Origin of the sequence: Pseudomonas sp. R1-6 (assembly GCF_051132115.1) — a bacterium.
Classification (GTDB): Bacteria; Pseudomonadota; Gammaproteobacteria; order Pseudomonadales; family Pseudomonadaceae; genus Aquipseudomonas.
This window is the reverse complement of the sequence record NZ_CP071662.1, coordinates 2,626,831-2,647,118: the sequence shown is the minus strand read 5'-3', so window position 1 is coordinate 2,647,118 and position 20,288 is coordinate 2,626,831. Positions and strand designations below refer to the sequence as shown.

Sequence of the window (20,288 nt, the reverse complement as noted above, 5' to 3'; positions counted from 1 at the left end):
TGACTCCTCAGCCTCGGTTGTGTGGCTCGATTGAAACCACAGTACGGCCATTTTGAGAGGAGTCAGGGGCTGAGCGGCACTGCCAAAAATGAACATTGGCCGTTCAGTTATGTGAGGCGTCAGCGAAGGTTTGATCGTTTAGATTCGAGTCAGCTGATTCAGAGCATGACCCGCAATCGAGAATATCTGGAACCGAAGTGTTCCAGGAAGGAGACCTTATGCCTCAAACTAAAATCGCCCCCCCGGAACCGCGGCGCTGGTTGATGTTCGCCATCTTGTTGGTCGGTGCGTTTTTACCGCCGCTGGATTTTTTCATCGTCAACGTAGCACTGCCCTCGATTCAACAATCGCTGGGCACGGCCTCCTCCGCCGAACAGTTGATCATCTCGTCATATGCGGCTCTTTATGCCGTGACATTGATCACCGGGGGTCGGCTCGGCGATATCTACGGCCGCATGAGAATGTTCTTCGTTGGCCTGGTTGGCTTTGCAATCGCCTCATTGATCTGCGGTGTCGCCGAGTCACCTTGGATGTTGATCGCCGGACGTTCGCTGCAAGGCGTGACGGCAGCGGTCATGGCGCCCCAGGCACTCGCTTCAGTGCAGGCCATATTCCCTGAGTCCGAAAAATCTTTGGCGTTGAGCCTCTATGGCGCAGTCTTTGGTCTGGCGTCGGTAGTCGGCCAGGCCCTTGGCGGAATATTGATATCGCTCAACTTGATGGGCTTGGGGTGGCGGGCGATATTTCTTGTGAATTTACCGATTGCGTTACTGGTGATTCTGATCGCCATTGCGGTGGTCAAGGAAACCCGCGCACCACATACAAGCAAGCTTGATCTGGGCGGAACGGTACTGTCCATGGTGACGCTGGGAGCGCTGATCGTGCCGCTGATCGAGGGGCGTGAAGCGGGCTGGCCTTTGTGGGCCTGGCTGTCGCTTGCGGCGGTGCCGCTGCTGGCCTGGCTGTTCTGGCGCTACGAAGCGCGTTTGCACCAAGCGCAAGGCGCGCCGTTGCTGAATCCTGCCGTACTGCGCGCGCCTGGGTTGGGCCGGGCACTGTTCGTCGCTCTGACCTTTTACGCGATCGGCGTGTTTTTTCTGCTGTTTTCTATTTATTTACAGGGAGCGCTGCATACGAGCCCACTCAATGCAGGCCTCGTCTTCCTTCCTTTCGGCGCGGGCTTTTTGCTGGGACCGCTCTCCACTCCTCACTTCAAACATTTGCTGGGGGCGTACGTCAATCCGGTCGGGATGGGACTTGAAGTGTTGGGGCTCATGCTCCTGGCCTGGCTCGTGGCGCACACGCCGATGTCCGTCAGCCCCGCTGCGCTGCCCCTTGCCGTCATTCTGTTTCTGATCGGCTTCGGACAAGGACTGGCCCTTCCGACATTGATGCGCATGATCACAGGGCGCGTGGCGCCAGCGTACTCCGGCATGATTGCGGGCATTACCAGCTCTACTCTGCAAATCAGCACATCACTGAGTGTCGCGATAATAGGCGGAGTTTTTTACACCCTTCTAGGCACGGACACAGACGCGGCTGCCATCACCCACGCCTTCACCGTCTCAATACTCTGTATCGCGGCATGCCTGGTCGTAGGCACGGGACTCAGCCTTACCCTGGCGCGCCAACCTGCTGCGCAACTGCAAACGACAGCCATGCACCCAGCGGAGTGAGTCAACCGCCTGCCTGGTTGCCGATCATGATGGAAGCAAGGTCGGCAAGAGCACGCAAGCTGTCCATCTGCCGCATGTCCTGGTGGTAGCCCATCCATATGTCGCGGCCCGGTGGCGCCTCATGCGGATCAATCAGGCGCAGCGCCGTTAACCGGTCGCCCAGGGCGCGGGGCAGCACAGCGATGCCCTGCCCTTGCGCGCACATCTGCGCCTGGACGGTGCGACTACTACTGGTGAACACCGTACGGGCCAGAGGGTAACGCTGCCGCAGCCACTGCACATCGGGATAATGTGATTGGGCGACACTCATGGTAATCAAGCCAACCCCCTCGCCCTGCGGCTCGAGGTCAGGAGATCCGACGGCGGTGTACAGCCCATAGCTCAGGGAAGTGAGTTTGCGGTGAACAATATCGGGTTCGGTGAAAGGAACGATCCGAAACGCGATGTCGGCGTCGCGACGGGCCAGGTCGAACAATCGATGCCCGGCGATGACCTCGGGCACGATCAGCGGATAACGTCGCCCCAGTTCGCTCAGAACCGGGGCCAGCACGTAACAGGCAAACCAGTCAGCGCAGGAGATGCGCAACACACCTTCTGGCTGCGCGCTGTCGCCCGCAAGGCGCCGCTCGATGGCCAACGCACTTTGCTCCATTTGCTGCGCCAGGCTGAGTAGCTTCTCTCCGCTCTCGGTCAGTATCAGACCTTGGGTGGTACGCAGGAAAATGGGCTGGCCGCTGGACTGTTCAAGCACCTGCAAGCGCCGCCCCACGGTCGGATGGCTAACACCCAACAGCTTGGCAGCAGCGCCCAATGACCCACTGCGGGCAATCGCGAGAAAGACCCGCACATCACTCCAATCCATGCTCCGCCCCGATGCAAAAATGAAGAGTGAGAGTGCAGCAATGGCAATGCCGTAGCAATCCCGCGCTCGACAGGCATGTCTACAAACTAGTCGACACACCATTCGGAGACGGGAAATGAAGACAGGCTTTATCGATCTGGGAAGTACTGCGCCTTGACCTTACCGCGAAACACCCAGAACCCCCACGTGTTGTAGGCCAGCGTGACCGGCACCAGCACCGCGAATCCCACGAGCATGAACCCTTGGCTCGAAGCTGGAGCAGACGCTTGGCTGATCGCCAGCGACGGCGGCAGGATTAACGGATAGAGGGTAATGATCGCGGCAGCGAACGCCGTGCCAAACCATCCCAATACCGCAAACAACGGAAGGAAATGGTATCGGCTGGAAAAAGCCCGGTAAAACCCGACCAGCAACGCGCACTGAACAAGCAGAAGCGCCGGGCTCAGGTTCGATTCAAGAAGATGGTCTCGATAGGACGGCGTCAACTCGCTGGTCCACACCACAATGATTGCAATGCCTGCCAGTGTCAGCCACCCCAGCCATCGCGCCTGCCTTCTCGCCGCCGCTTGCAGCGCGCCTTCGGTTCGCCAGAACAGCCAGCAACTGCCAAGCAGTGCGTAGCCAATCACCAGCACCACGCCACACGCCAGCGCAAATGCACTCAACCACTCCCAACCGTTTCCGGCGAACCGGCCCTCGTGGTGATCGATTCCCTGTACCACGCTGCCCATGATGACACCCTGGCAAAGCGTTGCGATCAACGAGCCGGTCACGAGGCTGACGTCGAGCCAGCGCTTCATTCGTGCAGGCGCGTCGGCCCGGAACTCCAACGCGACGGCCCGGACAATCAATGCCAGCAGCATCGCGATCACCGGGATATAGAGGGCGGAAAACAAGACGCTGTAAGCCACGGGAAAAAGCGCGAGCAAACCGCCGCCACCGAGCACCAGCCAGGTTTCGTTCCCGTCCCAGATCGGCAGGATGGAATTGACCATGATCTGCTTATCGTCGGGGTTGTGGCGGGTCGCGAAGAGGATGCCGACGCCCAGGTCGGTGCCGTCCAGAATCACGTAGGTGATGATGGTAAAGGCAATTGCGGCGGCCGACAGATTGGGTAACAGCGCTTCAGAGATGAACATCACGATTTCCCCCGCGTTGCGCTGGCTTGATCGTCGGCATCCGTTGAGGTTGCCGGCAGTCGGTTGATGGCGCGTATCAGGTAAAACAGCCCCAGGCCGAAAACCAGCAGGTACAGGATCACCAGGGCGAGTGTGCTGCCCAGGACGAATGAGAGCGGTTGCTGCGAGCTGCTGTGAACGGTGCGCATCAAGCCATAGACCGTGAATGGCTGGCGCCCGACTTCGGTAACCACCCATCCGCAAACCATCGCTACGAACCCGGCCGGGGCCATGAACACCGCACAGCGCATCAGCCATCGACACTCGAACAGACCGCCGCGCCAACGCAAGAAGAGACTGGCGATACCCATGGCCACGATCAGCAAGCCGATGCCCACCATGATACGAAACGCGAAAAAGACCACGGCCACGGGCGGGATGTCTTCGGGCGCGAACTCATCAAGGCTCTGTATGGTGCCGGTCCAGTCGTGGCGCAGATAAAGCGAGCCGAGATGGGGTATCGCCAGTTCGAAATCATTCCTGCGGTTGGCCTGGTCCGGTATCGCAAACAACCTGAGCGGCTCGCCCTGGCCGGCTTCCGGGCGTCGCCAGGAACCTTCCATCGCGGCCAGCTTCTGCGGCTGGTGATCTCGGGTATTTTCGCCGTGCAGGTCCCCCGCGACGAGCTGGATAGGCCCGACCACGGCCGCCATCCACAGTGCCATTGAGAACATCACTCGCGCAGGCGCGTGGGTATTGTCGCGCAGCAGGTGCCACGCGCCCGCGCCGCCCACGAGGGTGGCCGTGCCGAGAAAGGCGGCGATGCTCATGTGCACCATACGGTAGGGGAACGAGGGGTTGAATATGATCTGCAGCCAGTCTTCGGGCACGAACCGGCCATCGCCGGCAATGCTGAAGCCCGCCGGTGTGTGCATCCAGGAATTGGCTGACAGTATCCAGAACGCACTGAACAACGAGCCGACGGCCACCGCGCATGTAGACAGGAAGTGCAGGCGCGGCCCGACTTTATTCATGCCAAACAGCATGACCCCGATGAAGCCTGCTTCCAGGAAAAACGCGACCATGACTTCATAGAACATCAGAGGCCCGAGGATGCCCCCCGCCCGGCTGGCCAGCGCGCTCCAGTTGGTCCCGAACTCGAACTCCATGACCAGCCCCGATGCCGTGCCCACGGCGACTGTCAAGGCGAATATCTTCAGCCAGAATCGGTAGACGTCCATATAGACCTGACGCTTTCGCCACAGCCAGAGGGCTTCCAGCACCATCAGGTAATTGGCCAGGCCGATGGAAAATGCGGCAACCACGATGTGGAAGCTAATGGTGAACGCAAACTGGTAGCGCGCTAGCATCAACGCCGAATCCATCGATTCCATGGGCAGGCCCCGCTCAAGCGCCGCTGGGTTTGCCGCAGAATTGGCTGATCGGTTTATCGATCGGCCTCTTCATGCCCTCACCCATCGCTTTCAAGCCCTCCAGGAGCGGCAAGATCGCGCGCCAAAGCGATTCGTCATGCAGCAAACGGTATGAGCCCCGCACGCCTGGCGCGACGTCGTCGTTGTTGGGCGCGGTCCATTGACTGACCGCAGCGCCGGCATCCTTCAGCGCGAAGACCAGCCGGTAGAATTCATCGGGCGGCACGCGGGACAGTGCCATCGCCAGGATCGACAGGTTCTGAATGACGTTGAGCGTGCCTTCCTTGTTCAGGCCATCAACCAGCACTTTGGCAATCGCCGTGTTGGCACAGACCAGGTCATTGGCCATGCGCAGCACGCCGTGTTCATGGAGGCTCTGGACCAGACGATCGAGTTCATCCTGCGCGTCAGGCTCGGTCTTGCTTGGTTTTACGTCGTAATCAATAGGTTCGGCCATCAAAACCTCTCCGGATGGGGCGCCGGTGCGTCGATCGGCGCGTAGTCGTCTCTGGCCCACTTCACCTCAACAGCCACGCCATTGTTCGGTGTCCTGTGGCCGTTTCGGAAATTGCCGCGCGGCAATGCCGATTGCGGAGGGGGATCCCTCAGGATCGTCATCTTCACAGCGGTTTCCTTGTAGGCCGGCGTGTTGACGTCTGGATCATGATGTTCCCCGGTGAGTTCATTAATGCCGGGCTTGCCCTGGTGAATCGGCATGAACAGCACCTTGCCGCGCACTCGATCGGTGATCAGAACCAGCACCGTGACCGAACCACGGCGAGAAGTGATCCGCACCTGGGTCCCATCCTGGATACCCCGCTCGGCTGCAAGCTCGGGACTGATTTCGACGTACCAATGCGGTGACAACGAATCGACACGGTCGCCACGTCCCGTCTGGTTGTTGCCCTGGAAATGCTCCAGCATGCGTCCGTTGTCCAGCAGCAGGTCGAATTCGCTGTCGGGCGCTTCCGCCGGAGGTTTCCACTCCAGCGGGTACAACACGGCTTTGCCGTCGTCGGTGTGGAACCGGTCGGTATAGAGCAACGGGGTATCGGTGCCATCCGGCTTTACTGGCCAGAGGAGAGATTTCCATCCGTCCAGGCGCTCATAGCTGGCGCCAGCGAACAGGGTGGCGATACCGGCCACCTCCGCGAAGATCTGCGAGGGATGCTCGTATCCCCAGTCATGGCCCATTCGCTTGGCCAGATCGGTCAGGATGCGCCAGTCCGGCAGGCTGTTGCCCAGCGGCGGAAAAACCTCATGAAAACGTTGAATCCGCCGCTCGGTGTTGACGAAGGTGCCCTCCTTCTCAACGCTTGGGCAACCTGGCAGCACGACGTCGGCGAACTGCGCGGTGCGGCTGAAGAAAATGTCCTGCACGACCATGAAATCGAGTTTTCTGAAAGCCTCATGCACGTTTTCAGTGTCGGCGTCGGAAAACGCCGTCTCTTCACCGATCACATACATGGCTTTTATCTTCTGCTCGGCGGCATGCTGAACCATCAGGAAGTTGTCTTCACCGACCTTGTTGGACAGTCGTTCCGGCGCCACACCCCAGGCCTTCGCCCACTTGGCTCGAACCGCTTCGTCAGTGACTTTTTCATAACCGGGATAGACGTTCTTCAAGCACCCGAAGTCGCTGGCCCCCTGGACGTTGTTGTGGCCGCGCATCGGATAACCGCCGGTTCCGGGGCGGCCATAGTTGCCGGTAACCAACAAGAGATTGGACAGTGCGGTGCTCGTGTCGGCCCCGTGGCTATGCTGGGTAATGCCCATTGCCCAGAGCAGGCAGACCCGTTTGGCCTTGCCGATCATGTTCGCGGCGCTGACCAGATCCGCCTCCGACAACCCGGTGACCTGCGACGCGAATGGCAGGGTAAAGGGTTCCAGGGAGCGTCGGTACTCGTCCACCTGATTCACCCGCGCTTCCAGGAATGCCGCGTCCGCCATGCCATGATCGAACAGGTAACGCGACATGGCGCTGGCCCAGACTATGTCGGTGCTCGACCTGATCTGCAGGAACAGGTCGGCGCGCTCCGCCATTTCATGCTTGCGTGGATCGACCACCAGCAGTTTTTGCCCTCGATGCTTGCGCGCGGCCTTGATTTTCGAAGCGATAACCGGATGGTTCTCCGCCAGGTTGCTGCCCACCAGGACGATGAGGTCCGCCTGCTCAAGATCGGTGATCGTGCCGGCGTCGCCGCCGTAACCGACCGTGCGGAACAACCCCTGTGTCGCGGGGTTCTGGCAGTAGCGTGAGGAGTTGTCGACGCTATTGGTGCCGATGATCAGGCGAGCGATTTTCTGCGTCAGGTAAGCTTCTTCATTGCTGGCCTTGCTGGAGCCAATGAAGCCGATGGCATCGGCGCCATGCTCACGTTTTATGGCCAGAAGACGGCCTGCGACCAAGGTCAGCGCCTCGTCCCAGCTTGCTTCACGAAACCGGCCGTTTTCCCGGATCAGCGGCGTCGTCAGGCGTTTCTCGCTGTTCACGAAATCCCAGGCGAACTTGCCCTTGATACACGTGGAAATGCCGTTCGCCGGTGCGTTCACCACTGGCTGCACCTTGAGCAGCGTGCGGTCGCGAGTCCACATTTCGAACGAGCAGCCCACGCCACAATAGGTGCACACGGTCTTGGTGCGTTTGATTTCAGGCTGGCGCCAGTGCATGTCCATGACGGAAATAGCGGTAATGGGCGGCGCACCGATCGTATTCTCGATCGTCTTCACCGCGTCGATGAGCGGCCGCTTGATGTCCTCGGGCATCGACGTCAACGGTCCGGCATCCGGCTGCATGGTTTTTTCGAGCAACGCGTTGCAGGGGCAAACCGTGACGCAATGACCGCAGCTCACACAACTGGAACCCTCTATCTTGGTTTCGCCATCCCACAACACCCTTGGATGCTCCTGGGTGAAATCGATGCTCAGCGTTTCATTGACCTCGACGTTCTGGCACGCTTCCACGCAACGCCCGCACAGGATGCATTGATCGGGATCGTAGGTATAAAACGGGTTCGAGTGGTCCTTGCTGTAGGGCTTGCGCTGGTATTTGTAGCGCTGGATCACGGGGTTCATGTCGGCGACGGTATTGTGCAGCGTGCAGTCACCGGTGTTGTGCTCGCAGACCGTGCAATAAAGCTCGTGCTTGGCAAGGATCCGGTCCATGCCTTCTTCCTGCGCCGCCTTCACGCGAGGCGTTTCGCTCACCAGCTTCATGCCGTCGGCGGAACGCAGCGCGCACCCGCGGACCAACTCGCCATCATGCTCGATCCAACAGACATCGCAGGTCTGGATCGGCCCGAGGGCGCGGTGATAGCAGACGTGAGGCAGGTCGATGCCCTGCTCTGCCAAGAAATCGATCAGCGGCTGGTCAGCGTCACCCCTGAGGGTGCGACCGTTGTACTCGACGCTGCACTGGTATCTGCCATTCATGGAAACTCGCCCCGTTGGCCGACTGACCGCCCGGACAGCGGCCCAACGAAGCTAGAGACCGAATGCCCACACGGAAATGTTCAGTTACAGAATCGATATCCCAGTGCTGCAAATGTTCATTAATTTTTGCGCGAAGCCGCTACAGCGTGTGGCATCCGAATGCTTGTAACGCTCCGCTAATAAATGCTGGCTTGTCCTTTCGCTCAAGCATTCACATCCACGACCGTGCGCCCGCGAACCTGCCCTTGCAGCACCCGAGCCGCGACTTCCGGCACTTGCGCCAGGCCGACAAGCTGCGTGGTGCGAGCAAGCTTGTCCACATCCAGATCCCGGGCCAGACGCGACCATGCCTGCAAACGGACAGCCTGCGGCGCATTCACGGAGTCGATACCGGCCAGGGTCACGTTGCGCAGGATGAAAGGCAGCACCGACCCCGGCAGATCCGCGCCCTGGGCGAGGCCGAAAGCGGCGACGACCCCGCGGTATCGGGTCTGGGCCAGGGCATTGGCCAAGGTATGGCTACCGACCGAGTCGATGACGCCCGCCCAACGCTCCTTGGCAATCGGTGCGCCCGGCTCCGACAGGGTGCGCCGATCAATCACCTCTGCAGCGCCCAGGTCACGCAGATAGTCGGCTTCTTCCAGGCGTCCAGTCGACGCGATCACCCGATAGCCCAGGCCCGACAACAGCGCTATCGCCACCGAGCCCGCGCCGCCGTTGGCGCCGGTCACCAGGATATCGCCCCCGTCGGGCGCCAGGCCGCCGTGTTCCAGCGCCAGCACGCTGAGCATCGCGGTGTAGCCCGCCGTGCCAATGGCCATGGCTTGGCGGGTCGAGAATACGTCCGGAACCTTCACGAGCCAGTTACCACTCACCCGGGCCTTCTGGGCGAAACCGCCGTGGTGCGTCTGGCTCAGCCCCCAACCGTTCAGCAGTACCCGGTCGCCAGCCTGGAAACCTGCGTGGCTGGAGCTTTCAACGATTCCGGCGAAGTCGATGCCGGGAATCAACGGGAACTGGCGGATCACCGGCGAGCGGCCACTGAGGGCCATGGCATCTTTGTAGTTCACCGTGGAATATTCGATAGCGACGGTGACATCACCGGGCATCAGGTCCTCTTCGGTGAAGTCGACCAGGCCGGTCGATATGGCTTCATCGGTTTTGGTGGCAAGCAGCGCTTTGAAGGTCATGGTTGTTTTCCTGTGCATTTGAGCGGCGAATGTCGTGGGCCCGGTTGAGCAGATTCACGCCAGTTGCATCGCCTTGCGGATACCGGTATCCAGCATGCCCGCCGGCGCGAAGCGGCGCATGAACTGCAATTGGGCTGCCGCCTTGCCGGCGGTGTAACGCAACTTCGGACGCTCGGCGCGAGCGGCCTTGAGCACCACGTCAGCGACCACATCGGGCCCCTCGGCCGTGGCCATTGCGTGATTGACGACCTTGGTTACCTTACCCCGGATATCCTCGTACAGGTCCAGCTTAGCGTCAGCCTGCAGGCTGTTGCTCTCGAATGATGTCTTGGTATAACCGGGCTCGATGACGACGACCCGGATGCCATGGGTCCGTAATTCATGATCAAGGGCTTGGGAATAGCCATCCACCGCGTGCTTGCTCGCCACGTACAGCGCCACATAGGGCACGGATACCACGCCGAGTATGGAACCGATGTTGATGATGCGACCGACACCCTGGCGACGCATATGCGGCACAACGGCGCGCGTCATTCGCACAACACCGAGGAAATTGGTATCGAAGATCGCCTTGGCCTGGTCGATCGAGCTTTCTTCGGCCGCGGCCGGGGCGAGCCCGAAACCGGCGTTGTTGACCAGCAGGTCGATACGCCCTTCCAACCGCATCAACTGCGCAACCGCGGCCTCGACGCAGGCATCGTCGGTCACGTCGAGTGCCAGCATCTCATACGCCTGATGATCGGCCCGGGCTCCGCGCCGGCTGGTGCCGTATACCTGATAGCCGGCCGCTACGAGGGAGTTGGCAATGGCTTCGCCGATACCGGAAGAAGCGCCGGTCACCAAGGCTACGGGTTTGTGGATCGTCATGGAGTGTTCCTCGGCAACTGGGTCGGGCCCGACATCGATACGTGTCGGGGCAGCTCTATGATGATGAGCATAATCATAGCCGTCAACAGTTTTGATTTTGATTGACATCTAATCTAGGCAAGTCCGACAAACACACGGACAGCCGTCATCCTGCCGCCACGCAGCCTCGGCTGAACATTCCGTTAAGGTGGTTCCAAGCAGGGAGAGCGGTTCGGGACCCGCGACTGCCGTGGGTCCTAAACCGCTTTCTTATCAAGCGACCAGATCGCCGCTATTGAAGGTATTCACGCCGACCAACTGGATTTCGAAATCGGCGTTGAGGTCGCCGTTTACGTTGCCATACAACACATGATCAACGAAGCGTAACTGCCCTGCCCCGGTGAACTCACTCGCGTCGATGAAGCTGAACTTGTTGAACACCGGCGTCAGGGCATTCGCGTCCAGTTTCGACAGGTCGATCTTGTCGCCTTGCAGGCGGCTGAAATCGAGGATGACGTCGCCAGCACCGTCCTTGCCCAGGTCGCTCAACGAACTGAATACAAAACGATCGGCTCCGGTGCCGCCGGTGAGGGTGTCCGTCCCCGCTCCGCCCATCAGCGTGTCGTTGCCTGCGCCGCCGTCGATCCGATCATTGCCAGCCGCGCCGTTCAATACATTATTCGCCGCGTTGCCAATCAGTACGTTTTCCAAGGCGTTGCCGCTTCCGTTGATCGCGGCAGCATCGGTAAGCGTTAGGTTTTCCAGATTGGCACCCAGGCTCCAGCTCACCGAGGAACGCACGGTGTCGATCTCGCTGGCGAGGCTGCTGGTTTCGCTGATGACGTCCCTGAGGTTGTCCACCACGTAGGTGTCGTTGCCGGTTCCCCCGATCAGGGTGTCGATGCCGGCGCCGCCATCGAGGATGTCCGCACCGTCCAGGCCGTTGAGGGTGTTGGCGGCGGCGTTGCCGGCCAGGCTGTTGCCCAGCGCGTTGCCGGTGAGACTGAGCGCGGCGGCGCCGAGCAACTGACCGTCCTCGACGTTGGCCGCCAAGGTGTGGCTGACTGTCGTACGCACGACGTCGCGCCCCTCGTCGGCGAGTTCAACGACGCTGTCGCCGGTGTTATCGAGCATATAGATGTCGTTGCCATCACCGCCGATCAACGTGTCGCGTCCGGCGAGGCCGTTCAGCACGTTAGCGCCGGCGTTGCCGGTCAGTACGTTGTTAAGCGCATTGCCGCTGCCGTTGATGGCGGCGATACCGGTCAGGGTGAGGTTTTCCAGATTCGCGCCAAGCACCCAGTTGACCGAAGCACGTACGCTGTCGATTTCGCTGGCCAGGGTGCTGGTTTCGCTGACGACATCCTTGAGGTTGTCGACCACGTAGGTGTCGCTGCCGGTGCCGCCAACGAGCGTGTCGATACCGAGGCCACCGTCCAGGATGTTGGCGCCGGCATTGCCCGTGATGCGGTTGTTCAGTGCATTGCCGCTGCCATTGATGCTGCCGGCACCGCTCAACGTCAGGTTTTCAAGGTTGGCGCCCAAGGCGAAGTTGACGGTCGAAATAATGCTGTCGATCTCGGTCAGGGAGGCGCCTCGCTCGATGACCGTATCGCCGGCGTTGTCGACGTGGTAGGTATCGTTGCCGGCACCGCCGTCGAGTTGGTCCGCGCCTGCCCCGCCGTTCAAGACATTGCCGGCCGCGTTGCCAATCAGTACGTTTTCCAAGGCGTTGCCGCTTCCGTTGATCGCGGCAGCACCGGTAAGCGTTAGGTTTTCCAGATTGGCACCCAGGCTCCAGCTCACCGAGGAACGCACGGTGTCGATCTCGCTGGCGAGGCTGCTGGTTTCGCTGATGACGTCCCTGAGGTTGTCCACCACGTAGGTGTCGTTGCCGGTTCCCCCGATCAGGGTGTCGATGCCGGCGCCGCCATCGAGGATGTCCGCACCGTCCAGGCCGTTGAGAGTGTTGGCGGCGGCGTTGCCGGCCAGGCTGTTGCCCAGCGCGTTGCCGGTGAGACTGAGCGCGGCGGCGCCGAGCAACTGACCGTCCTCGACGTTGGCCGCCAAGGTGTGGCTGACTGTCGTACGCACGACGTCGCGCCCCTCGTCGGCGAGTTCAACGACGCTGTCGCCGGTGTTATCGAGCATATAGATGTCGTTGCCATCACCGCCGATCAACGTGTCGCGTCCGGCGAGGCCGTTCAGCACGTTAGCGCCGGCGTTGCCGGTCAGTACGTTGTTAAGCGCATTGCCGCTGCCGTTGATGGCGGCGATACCGGTCAGGGTGAGGTTTTCCAGATTCGCGCCAAGCACCCAGTTGACCGAAGCACGTACGCTGTCGATTTCGCTGGCCAGGGTGCTGGTTTCGCTGACGACATCCTTGAGGTTGTCGACCACGTAGGTGTCGCTGCCGGTGCCGCCAACGAGCGTGTCGATACCGAGGCCACCGTCCAGGATGTTGGCGCCGGCATTGCCCGTGATGCGGTTGTTCAGTGCATTGCCGCTGCCATTGATGCTGCCGGCACCGCTCAACGTCAGGTTTTCAACGTTGGTGCCCAAGGCGAAGTTGACGGTCGAAATAATGCTGTCGATCTCGATCAGGGAGGCGCCTCGCTCGATGACCGTATCGCCGGCGTTGTCGACGTAGTAGGTATCGTTGCCGGCGCCACCGTCGAGTTGGTCCGCGCCTGCCCCGCCGTTCAAGACATTGCCGGCCGCGTTGCCAATCAGTACGTTTTCCAAGGCGTTGCCGCTTCCGTTGATCGCGGCAGCACCGGTAAGCGTTAGGTTTTCCAGATTGGCACCCAGGCTCCAGCTCACCGAGGAACGCACGGTGTCGATCTCGCTGGCGAGGCTGCTGGTTTCGCTGATGACATCCCTGAGGTTGTCCACCACGTAGGTGTCGTTGCCGGTTCCCCCGATCAGGGTGTCGATGCCGGCGCCGCCATCGAGGATGTCCGCACCGTCCAGGCCGTTGAGGGTGTTGGCGGCGGCGTTGCCGGCCAGGCTGTTGCCCAGCGCGTTGCCGGTGAGACTGAGCGCGGCGGCGCCGAGCAACTGACCGTCCTCGACGTTGGCCGCCAAGGTGTGGCTGACTGTCGTACGCACGACGTCGCGCCCCTCGTCGGCGAGTTCAACGACGCTGTCGCCGGTGTTATCGAGCATATAGATGTCGTTGCCATCACCGCCGATCAACGTGTCGCGTCCGGCGAGGCCGTTCAGCACGTTAGCGCCGGCGTTGCCGGTCAGTACGTTGTTAAGCGCATTGCCGCTGCCGTTGATGGCGGCGATACCGGTCAGGGTGAGGTTTTCCAGATTCGCGCCAAGCACCCAGTTGACCGAAGCACGTACGCTGTCGATTTCGCTGGCCAGGGTGCTGGTTTCGCTGACGACATCCTTGAGGTTGTCGACCACGTAGGTGTCGCTGCCGGTGCCGCCAACGAGCGTGTCGATACCGAGGCCACCGTCCAGGATGTTGGCGCCGGCATTGCCCGTGATGCGGTTGTTCAGTGCATTGCCGCTGCCATTGATGCTGCCGGCACCGCTCAACGTCAGGTTTTCAACGTTGGTGCCCAAGGCGAAGTTGACGGTCGAAATAATGCTGTCGATCTCGATCAGGGAGGCGCCTCGCTCGATGACCGTATCGCCGGCGTTGTCGACGTAGTAGGTATCGTTGCCGGCGCCACCGTCCAGGGTATCCGCGCCGCCCAGGCCATTGAGCACATTGGCGGCAGCATTGCCGACCAGGCTGTTATTCAGCGCGTTACCGACGAGATTGAGGGCCGCGACACCGAGCAACTGCCCGTTCTCGACATTGGCCGACAAGGTATGGGTGACTGCGGTGCGAACCAGGTCGATACCACCGTCGGCAAGCTCGACGACGCTGTCATTTACGTTATCGATCACATAACTATCGTTTCCGGCGCCACCAACCAGCGTGTCTCGGCCGGCCCCGCCGTCCAGGACATTGTTTCCGGCGTTGCCGGTCAATACGTTGCTCAATGCGTTGCCGGAGCCATTGAGGTTGGCGATACCCGTCAGCGTGAGGTTCTCCAGATTGGCGCCCAGGCTCCAGCTCAAGGAGGAACGTACCGTGTCGATTTCGGTCGCCAGGGTGCTGGTTTCGCTGATGGTGTCCCTGGAATCGTCGACCACGTAGGTATCGTTACCGGCGCCACCGGTCATGACGTCCCTACCGCCGCGGCCATCCAGGAGGTTGCCGAGCGCATTGCCGATCAGCGTGTCGTCATTGGCCGAGCCGATAGCGTTTTCGATCTTCGCGCCGTAGGCGATCGCCAATCCTTCATTGAAGGCAGCGCCGGTCTTGGTGTTGAGGAAGGCCTGGCCGATCTTGCTGAATTGGCCCTCGTTCAGGTTGATACGCACCGCCCCCGCCTGGTTGCTCGCGTCGATGGTGTCGTTGCCGCCCGCGTCCCAGATCGTCTCGAAAACCGATTGGCCAGTCGTCCAGCTATACGTGGTGTTACCGGTCTGCCATTGGTTGTTCGCGCCATACAGGCTCTGGATCGCCGCGATGTCCAGCAGCATGGGTGTCGTCGGCTCGTAGGAGTACGCGCTGTTGTAACTCATGATGGTGTAGCGCACGTCATCGAATTGCGCGGAAAGTACCGTCGGGTTCGACAGGCTCTTGGAGAACGGATGCTTGAGGCCCAGCGCGTGGCCGATCTCATGCATGAAGACCAAGTAGTCGTAGGACCCCTCGTCCGGGGTGGGGTCATTGGTGATCGGCCCCAACCAGACATCGCCCGCGCTGGGCGTGCGGCCGGGATAATAGCCCCACGCTGCGGTGTCATCGTCCATCCACAGGTAACCGCCGAACCGCAAGTCACCCACGTTGGTAGCAGACTCGCTGACTTGGGTGAAATGGAGGTTGGCAACCGCCCCCCAGCTGTCGACGGCACGAACAATGCCGTCCTGCTGCTCCGTCGTTACGGCGTAGCCAAGCAGGTATTCGTTTTCACTGCTGTAGTTACTAGCGAAGTAGGAATCCGCCGTCATGAAGCTGTACGTCAAGGACGTGCCTGCTGTCGCACTACCGCTCCAATAAGTACCGACCAGCAAGCTGTTGACCTGCGCGTTGGTGGTCAGTTTTGCGTTCGAAACGGAGGAATAACCAAGCGGACTGGGCATGCGAACTTCCTTTGGACTGTCTGCGACCTTTCCCGGATGCGGCCGCTACAAGTGGTTTATTTTGCATGAGAAACAAGGGCATTGATATTAGTTAGCCACTATTTTTCGACCGCGCATCCGAAGAGGCTGGGGCAACCAGCCAATCGTTGGCCTTGCGGATGTCCGGCTCCCCTAACCGACCGCTCCAGCGATGCAGGACCAGCAGGCTGGTTACGAAGCGATACTGGGATTGAAAAAAGTCACGCCGCGCACGAAATTCAGCCTGGATGGTGTCCAGCACGTCCACGGCATTCTTGACGCCATAGGCGAAGGCCTTTTCAGTGGCTATCCGGGATTTTTCGGCGGACTCCAGTGCGCGCCGCGTTGCCTTGATCCGGCTGAGCTCGGCGCTCATGCCCAGGTACGCCGTGCGGGTTTCCTTGATGACCTGGCGGCGCAAGGCTTCCAGCTCCTGTTGCGCGACCTCCTTTTCGCTTTCGGAACTCGACACCCGGGCACGGGTGGACCCGCCGCTGTAGAGGGGCATCTGCAAGTCGAGGGACGCGACGAGATTGTCCGAGCGAGGCGCCAACGCACCTTCATAGCCGATGTCGCTGCGTTGCGCCGTGAGATTCAGGCCCAGCCGAGGCAGATGGCCGGCCCTTGCCTCGCCGATCGCCGCCTCGGCGGCACGGATACTGTGTTCGCGGGCGTGCAACGCTGGATTGCTGTCGAGTGCCGTCTGCACCCAATAGTCCTGAGCTTGCGCCGGCAGGCTGAAGACCGGATTGTCGGCAATACGCTTGAACGGTTCCCGGACCTCGCGCCCCACCAGTTCGGAGATGGCCTCGCGACTGACCTCGACCTTGTTCCTGGCCTCGATCTCGTCAGCCTTGAGTGCATCGACCCGCGCCTCCAGGTCGAGCGTATCGGTCACCATTGCCATCTGGCGCGCATACAACGCGTGGACGCGCTTGAGGTTGCGTTCGGTCGCGTCCAATTCGCTACGCACCAGGGACAGCTCGTCCTCCGCCGCAAGCACGGCAAAATACCGTTCGGACAGGTCAATGCTGGCCTGCACCTGCGTGTCATCGGATTCGTATTGGCTCTGGCGCGCCAACTCCACGTATCGCTGGTAGCTGCGCCAGACCTGCGGGTCGTAGATCACCTGGTTGAGCATCACGGCAACGCGCTTGCCGTTGTACTGGATACGGCTCAGCTCGTCCTCCCGCCGACTGCGGTTCACGCTACCGCTGGCGTTGAGCTGCGGCAACAATTGGCCGAAGGCGGCGCGCTCATTGCCCTCGCCGCTGCGAGTCAAGGCTTGCGCCCGCAGGATACGCGGATCGGCGCCTTGCGCTTCCTGGTGCAATTGCCACAAATCGGTATAGCTGGACGCCGCCCCATCGTCGGCGAGGACGCCAAGTGAGCAGGCAATCAGGCACAACGCGACCAAAGACCTCATCTCAATCCTCGATCAGCGAACGGGCGAAGGCGTTACTCGCCGGCTGAATCAAATACTCCAGCAGCGTCCGCGCCCCGGTATTGATCAACACTTCAACCGGCATGCCCGGCACCAGCGTAAGATCGCCGAGCGCCCGGCGCCCGTCATCGGTCAAGGCAACGCGCGCCAGATAATAAGCGGCGCCAGTGTCCTTGTTGACCAGCCGATCGGCCGATACCTGCATCAACCGCCCTTCGACGACCGGCGTCGTGCTGCTGTTGAACGCGCTGAACCGAATGCCCGCCAGTTTGCCCGGCTTGATCCGGTCGATGTCCGTTGTCGAAACCTGTGCTTCGACGATCAATTCTTCATTGGCCGGGACGATATCCAGCAGCGCGGTGCCCGGGCTGACCACGGCACTCAGGGTGTGTATCGCCATGCCCATGACCCTGCCGGATTCGGGCGCGAGGATTTCGGTGCGCTGGTCGCGATCCTGCAGGGTCGCCAAGCGTTCGCGCAGTTCATAGACCTTGGTCCGTGCATCGCCCAACAGGCTCGCGACCTCTGTGGCGAAGGTTTTTTTCAACTGGAGGATTTTCAGTTGCGCTTCGTCGGCCTGAACCCGGGCCCGTGCGCTTTCGGACTGGCTTTCTGCCATTTCCGCCTGCAACCGAGAGAGGCTGCGCTCCTGCTCACGCAGACGCTGCTTGTCCACGTAACCCTCGGCCAACAACGCACGCAGGTCGACGATTTCGTCCTGGTAGGATGCCGCCAGCATTTGCTTGCTGGCCACGACGGCTTTGTACCCGCGAATCTGCTCCTGGATCTGGCCAATGGATTTTTCCTGCAAGGCAATCTCACCAAGCAACGACGTTCGTCGAGCCTGGAAGATTCGTCGTTCGCTGTCGCGCGCCTCGCGCACACGCGGATCGGCGTGATCTAGTGTCGGTACAGGAAGCGGCTCGGGCAGAGCATCGCGTTCAGCCACCAACCGGGCTTCGAGTTCAAGGGCGGCGATCAGTTGGCTGCGCATCGCTTCCATTTCCGAGCGGGCCTGGGTGTTGTCCAGAACCAGGAGCACGTCGCCCGCCTTCACCAGATCGCCCTCACGCACGCGCAGCTCGCGCACAATGCCTCCTTCCAAATGCTGCACCGTCTTGCGATAGCTCTTGACGGTGACCACACCCGGCGCCAGTGCCGCGCTGTCGAGCGGCGCGAAGGTCGCCCAGCCGCCAAACAGGCCGAAGGTCACCAGCAGCATAACGTAGCCGATGCGCCGTACGGGCTTGTCATCGGTCATCAGCTCAGCCCTGTCCACGGATGAGTGACTATTGTTTTGCATAACGCTCATCCGTTTGTGACGGTTCAACGACGCCGGCCTGCCTGGCCGTCGACGCAGCGCCTTGCAACCGTTCCAGCACCCTGTCCCGGGGCCCGAAGAGGCTCAATTCGCCTTGATTGAGGACCAACAGCTTGTCGACCTGCGCCAGCACGCCTGGCCGGTGGGTGATGACAAATACGGTCGCCCGGCTTTGCCTGAGTTTTTGCAACGCCTCGGCGAGCATTCTTTCTCCGGCTTCGTCGAGGTTGGAGTTCGGCTCATCGAGCACTACGAGGCGCGGCTCCCCATACAAGGCGCGAGCCAGGCCGATACGCTGGCGTTGACCACCGGAAAGCCCGCCGCCGTTGGCACCGATCAGGGTGTCGTAGCCGTCTGGCAGTTGAAGCACCAGCTCATGGACCCCGGCCATGCGCGCGGCGGCGACCACCGCAGGCGCATCCACCGGACCGAAACGGGAGATGTTCTGGCTGATGGTGCCCTCGAACAGCTCAATGTCCTGCGGCAGATAGCCCACATAGGGGCCGAGTTCCTCCCGGCGCCATTGGCTGATATCCGCGCCGTCCAGGCGCACCGTACCGGCCATGCCCGACCATATCCCCAACAGCGCCCTGGCCAGGGTCGATTTGCCGGCGCCACTGGGACCAATGATGCCGACCACCGACCCCGCCGGCACCTCGAATCCCACGCTACGAATGATCGGCTTGCCGCCGTTGGGCGAGCCTACCGAAAGCCCCTCGACACGGATCGCCCCCTCGGGCATTGGCAGGGACATGCGCTCAGGTTCGGCGGCGAACTTGAGTAACAATTCATGCAGCCGGGCATATTGCGAACGCGCCCCCAAAAAGCCTTTCCATACGCCAATCAGCTGATCGATAGGGGCCAGCGCGCGCCCTAGCAGAATCGAGCCAGCGATCATGAGCCCGGGAGAAATCTCGTGATTGATCGTCAGGTAAGCGCCAAGGCCCAGGACCAGCGATTGGACGACCTGCCGAAACGTCCTGGAAATCGCCGCAACGGTGGTGCCACGGTCACTGGCGAGGCTTTGCAGCGACAGGACCCTGTAGGTTTGCCCATTCCATTGGTCACGCAGGCTCGTAAGCATGCCCATGGATTCGACCACATCGGCGTTGCGCAGGCTTTTGTGGGTAAACGCCATGGCCGCCATCTGTTCCCGGTTGGCAGCCTGCAGCGGCGCGTGGGTGAGCTTCTCGTTGGCGAAGGCCAGCGCCCCAAGCAACAGCGCGCTCAATAACCCCATCCAACCGTACCAGGGATGGAACATGAACATGACTGCCAGGTAGATCGGAATCCAGGGCGTGTCGAAAAATGCGAAAAGGCCGTTGCCCGTCAAGAACTGGCGTAACCCATTCAAATCACTCACGGGTTGGGCCGTGGCGTTCATGCCACTGGAATTGAGCGCCTGCTTGAAACTTGCGTCGAACAATCGCTGACCTAGCAGCGTGTCCAGACGCGTACTGATCCGTACCATGATCCGCGAGCGAACCCACTCCAGGCCACCCATTGTGGTCATGAGCAGTAACATGATCAGCGTCAGCATCAATAGCGTCGACAGGCTGGCACTGGCTACCGCGCGGTCGTAGACCTGCAACATGTAGAACGAAGGAACCAGCATCAGCAAATTAACGAAAAAACTGAAAAAGGCAACGGAAAGGAAACTGCCCTTGCACGCGGCAAGGGCTTGTTCCAACTCGGTCCTGGAGTGGGCTGGCATGGGTCATTACCTGAGGTCCGATTCCGGTCAAACCTTAAAAAAATCACAAAGGGACAGGCCCGCTGACGCCTGGAAGATCC

General features: G+C 60.9%; 12 protein-coding genes. 1 reads left to right on the top strand and 11 read right to left on the bottom strand.

Translation table 11 applies throughout. The features are described 5' to 3' along the window. The first annotated feature begins 218 nt into the window (after positions 1-218). Complete coding sequence (locus J3P81_RS12070; protein WP_434563986.1) at positions 219-1,676, top strand: MFS transporter; 1,458 nt, start codon at positions 219-221, stop codon at positions 1,674-1,676. 1 nt (position 1,677) lies between these two features. On the opposite strand, the gene J3P81_RS12065 is transcribed toward J3P81_RS12070, so the two are convergent. The 11 genes from J3P81_RS12065 to J3P81_RS12015 all read right to left on the bottom strand — a co-directional run bounded on the left by J3P81_RS12065 (position 1,678) and on the right by J3P81_RS12015 (position 20,208). After that, positions 1,678-2,538, bottom strand: a complete 861-nt coding sequence (locus J3P81_RS12065; RefSeq protein WP_434563984.1) for a LysR family transcriptional regulator — start codon at positions 2,536-2,538, stop codon at positions 1,678-1,680. A gap of 128 nt (positions 2,539-2,666) precedes the next feature. Further along, the gene (gene cydB / locus J3P81_RS12060) at positions 2,667-3,677 is read right to left on the bottom strand and encodes a cytochrome d ubiquinol oxidase subunit II (protein WP_434563982.1); all 1,011 of its coding nucleotides are present in this window, start codon (positions 3,675-3,677) and stop codon (positions 2,667-2,669) included. Continuing rightward, positions 3,677-5,050 (bottom strand): cytochrome ubiquinol oxidase subunit I, encoded by a 1,374-nt coding sequence (locus J3P81_RS12055; RefSeq protein ID WP_434563980.1) that lies wholly within the window; start codon positions 5,048-5,050, stop codon positions 3,677-3,679. The genes cydB and J3P81_RS12055 overlap by 1 nt, the downstream gene beginning before the upstream one ends. Positions 5,051-5,063: 13 nt before the next feature. Then, positions 5,064-5,546, bottom strand: a complete 483-nt coding sequence (locus J3P81_RS12050) for a DUF1641 domain-containing protein (protein ID WP_434563978.1) — start codon at positions 5,544-5,546, stop codon at positions 5,064-5,066. Continuing rightward, on the bottom strand, positions 5,546-8,521 hold the full coding sequence (gene fdhF / locus J3P81_RS12045) for a formate dehydrogenase subunit alpha (RefSeq protein ID WP_434563976.1): 2,976 nt from the start codon (positions 8,519-8,521) through the stop codon (positions 5,546-5,548). The genes J3P81_RS12050 and fdhF overlap by 1 nt, the downstream gene beginning before the upstream one ends. Positions 8,522-8,724: 203 nt before the next feature. Beyond that, the gene (gene acuI, locus J3P81_RS12040) at positions 8,725-9,711 is read right to left on the bottom strand and encodes an acrylyl-CoA reductase (NADPH) (protein ID WP_434563974.1); all 987 of its coding nucleotides are present in this window, start codon (positions 9,709-9,711) and stop codon (positions 8,725-8,727) included. 54 nt (positions 9,712-9,765) lie between these two features. Beyond that, on the bottom strand, positions 9,766-10,578 hold the full coding sequence (locus J3P81_RS12035) for an oxidoreductase (RefSeq protein WP_420764019.1): 813 nt from the start codon (positions 10,576-10,578) through the stop codon (positions 9,766-9,768). Between the two features lie 252 nt (positions 10,579-10,830). Further along, on the bottom strand, positions 10,831-15,711 hold the full coding sequence (locus J3P81_RS12030; RefSeq protein WP_434563972.1) for a M10 family metallopeptidase C-terminal domain-containing protein: 4,881 nt from the start codon (positions 15,709-15,711) through the stop codon (positions 10,831-10,833). 91 nt (positions 15,712-15,802) lie between these two features. Beyond that, positions 15,803-17,155, bottom strand: a complete 1,353-nt coding sequence (locus tag J3P81_RS12025; protein ID WP_434563970.1) for a TolC family protein — start codon at positions 17,153-17,155, stop codon at positions 15,803-15,805. Position 17,156: 1 nt separating this feature from the next. Further along, positions 17,157-18,476: an HlyD family type I secretion periplasmic adaptor subunit gene (locus J3P81_RS12020; protein WP_434563968.1), complete on the bottom strand. Its 1,320-nt coding sequence runs from the start codon at positions 18,474-18,476 to the stop codon at positions 17,157-17,159. Next, positions 18,463-20,208 carry a type I secretion system permease/ATPase gene (locus J3P81_RS12015; protein ID WP_434563966.1) on the bottom strand — a complete coding sequence of 582 codons (1,746 nt, stop codon included), beginning with the start codon at positions 20,206-20,208 and terminating at the stop codon, positions 18,463-18,465. Before J3P81_RS12015 ends, J3P81_RS12020 begins: the two co-directional genes overlap by 14 nt. Positions 20,209-20,288 lie beyond the last annotated feature (80 nt).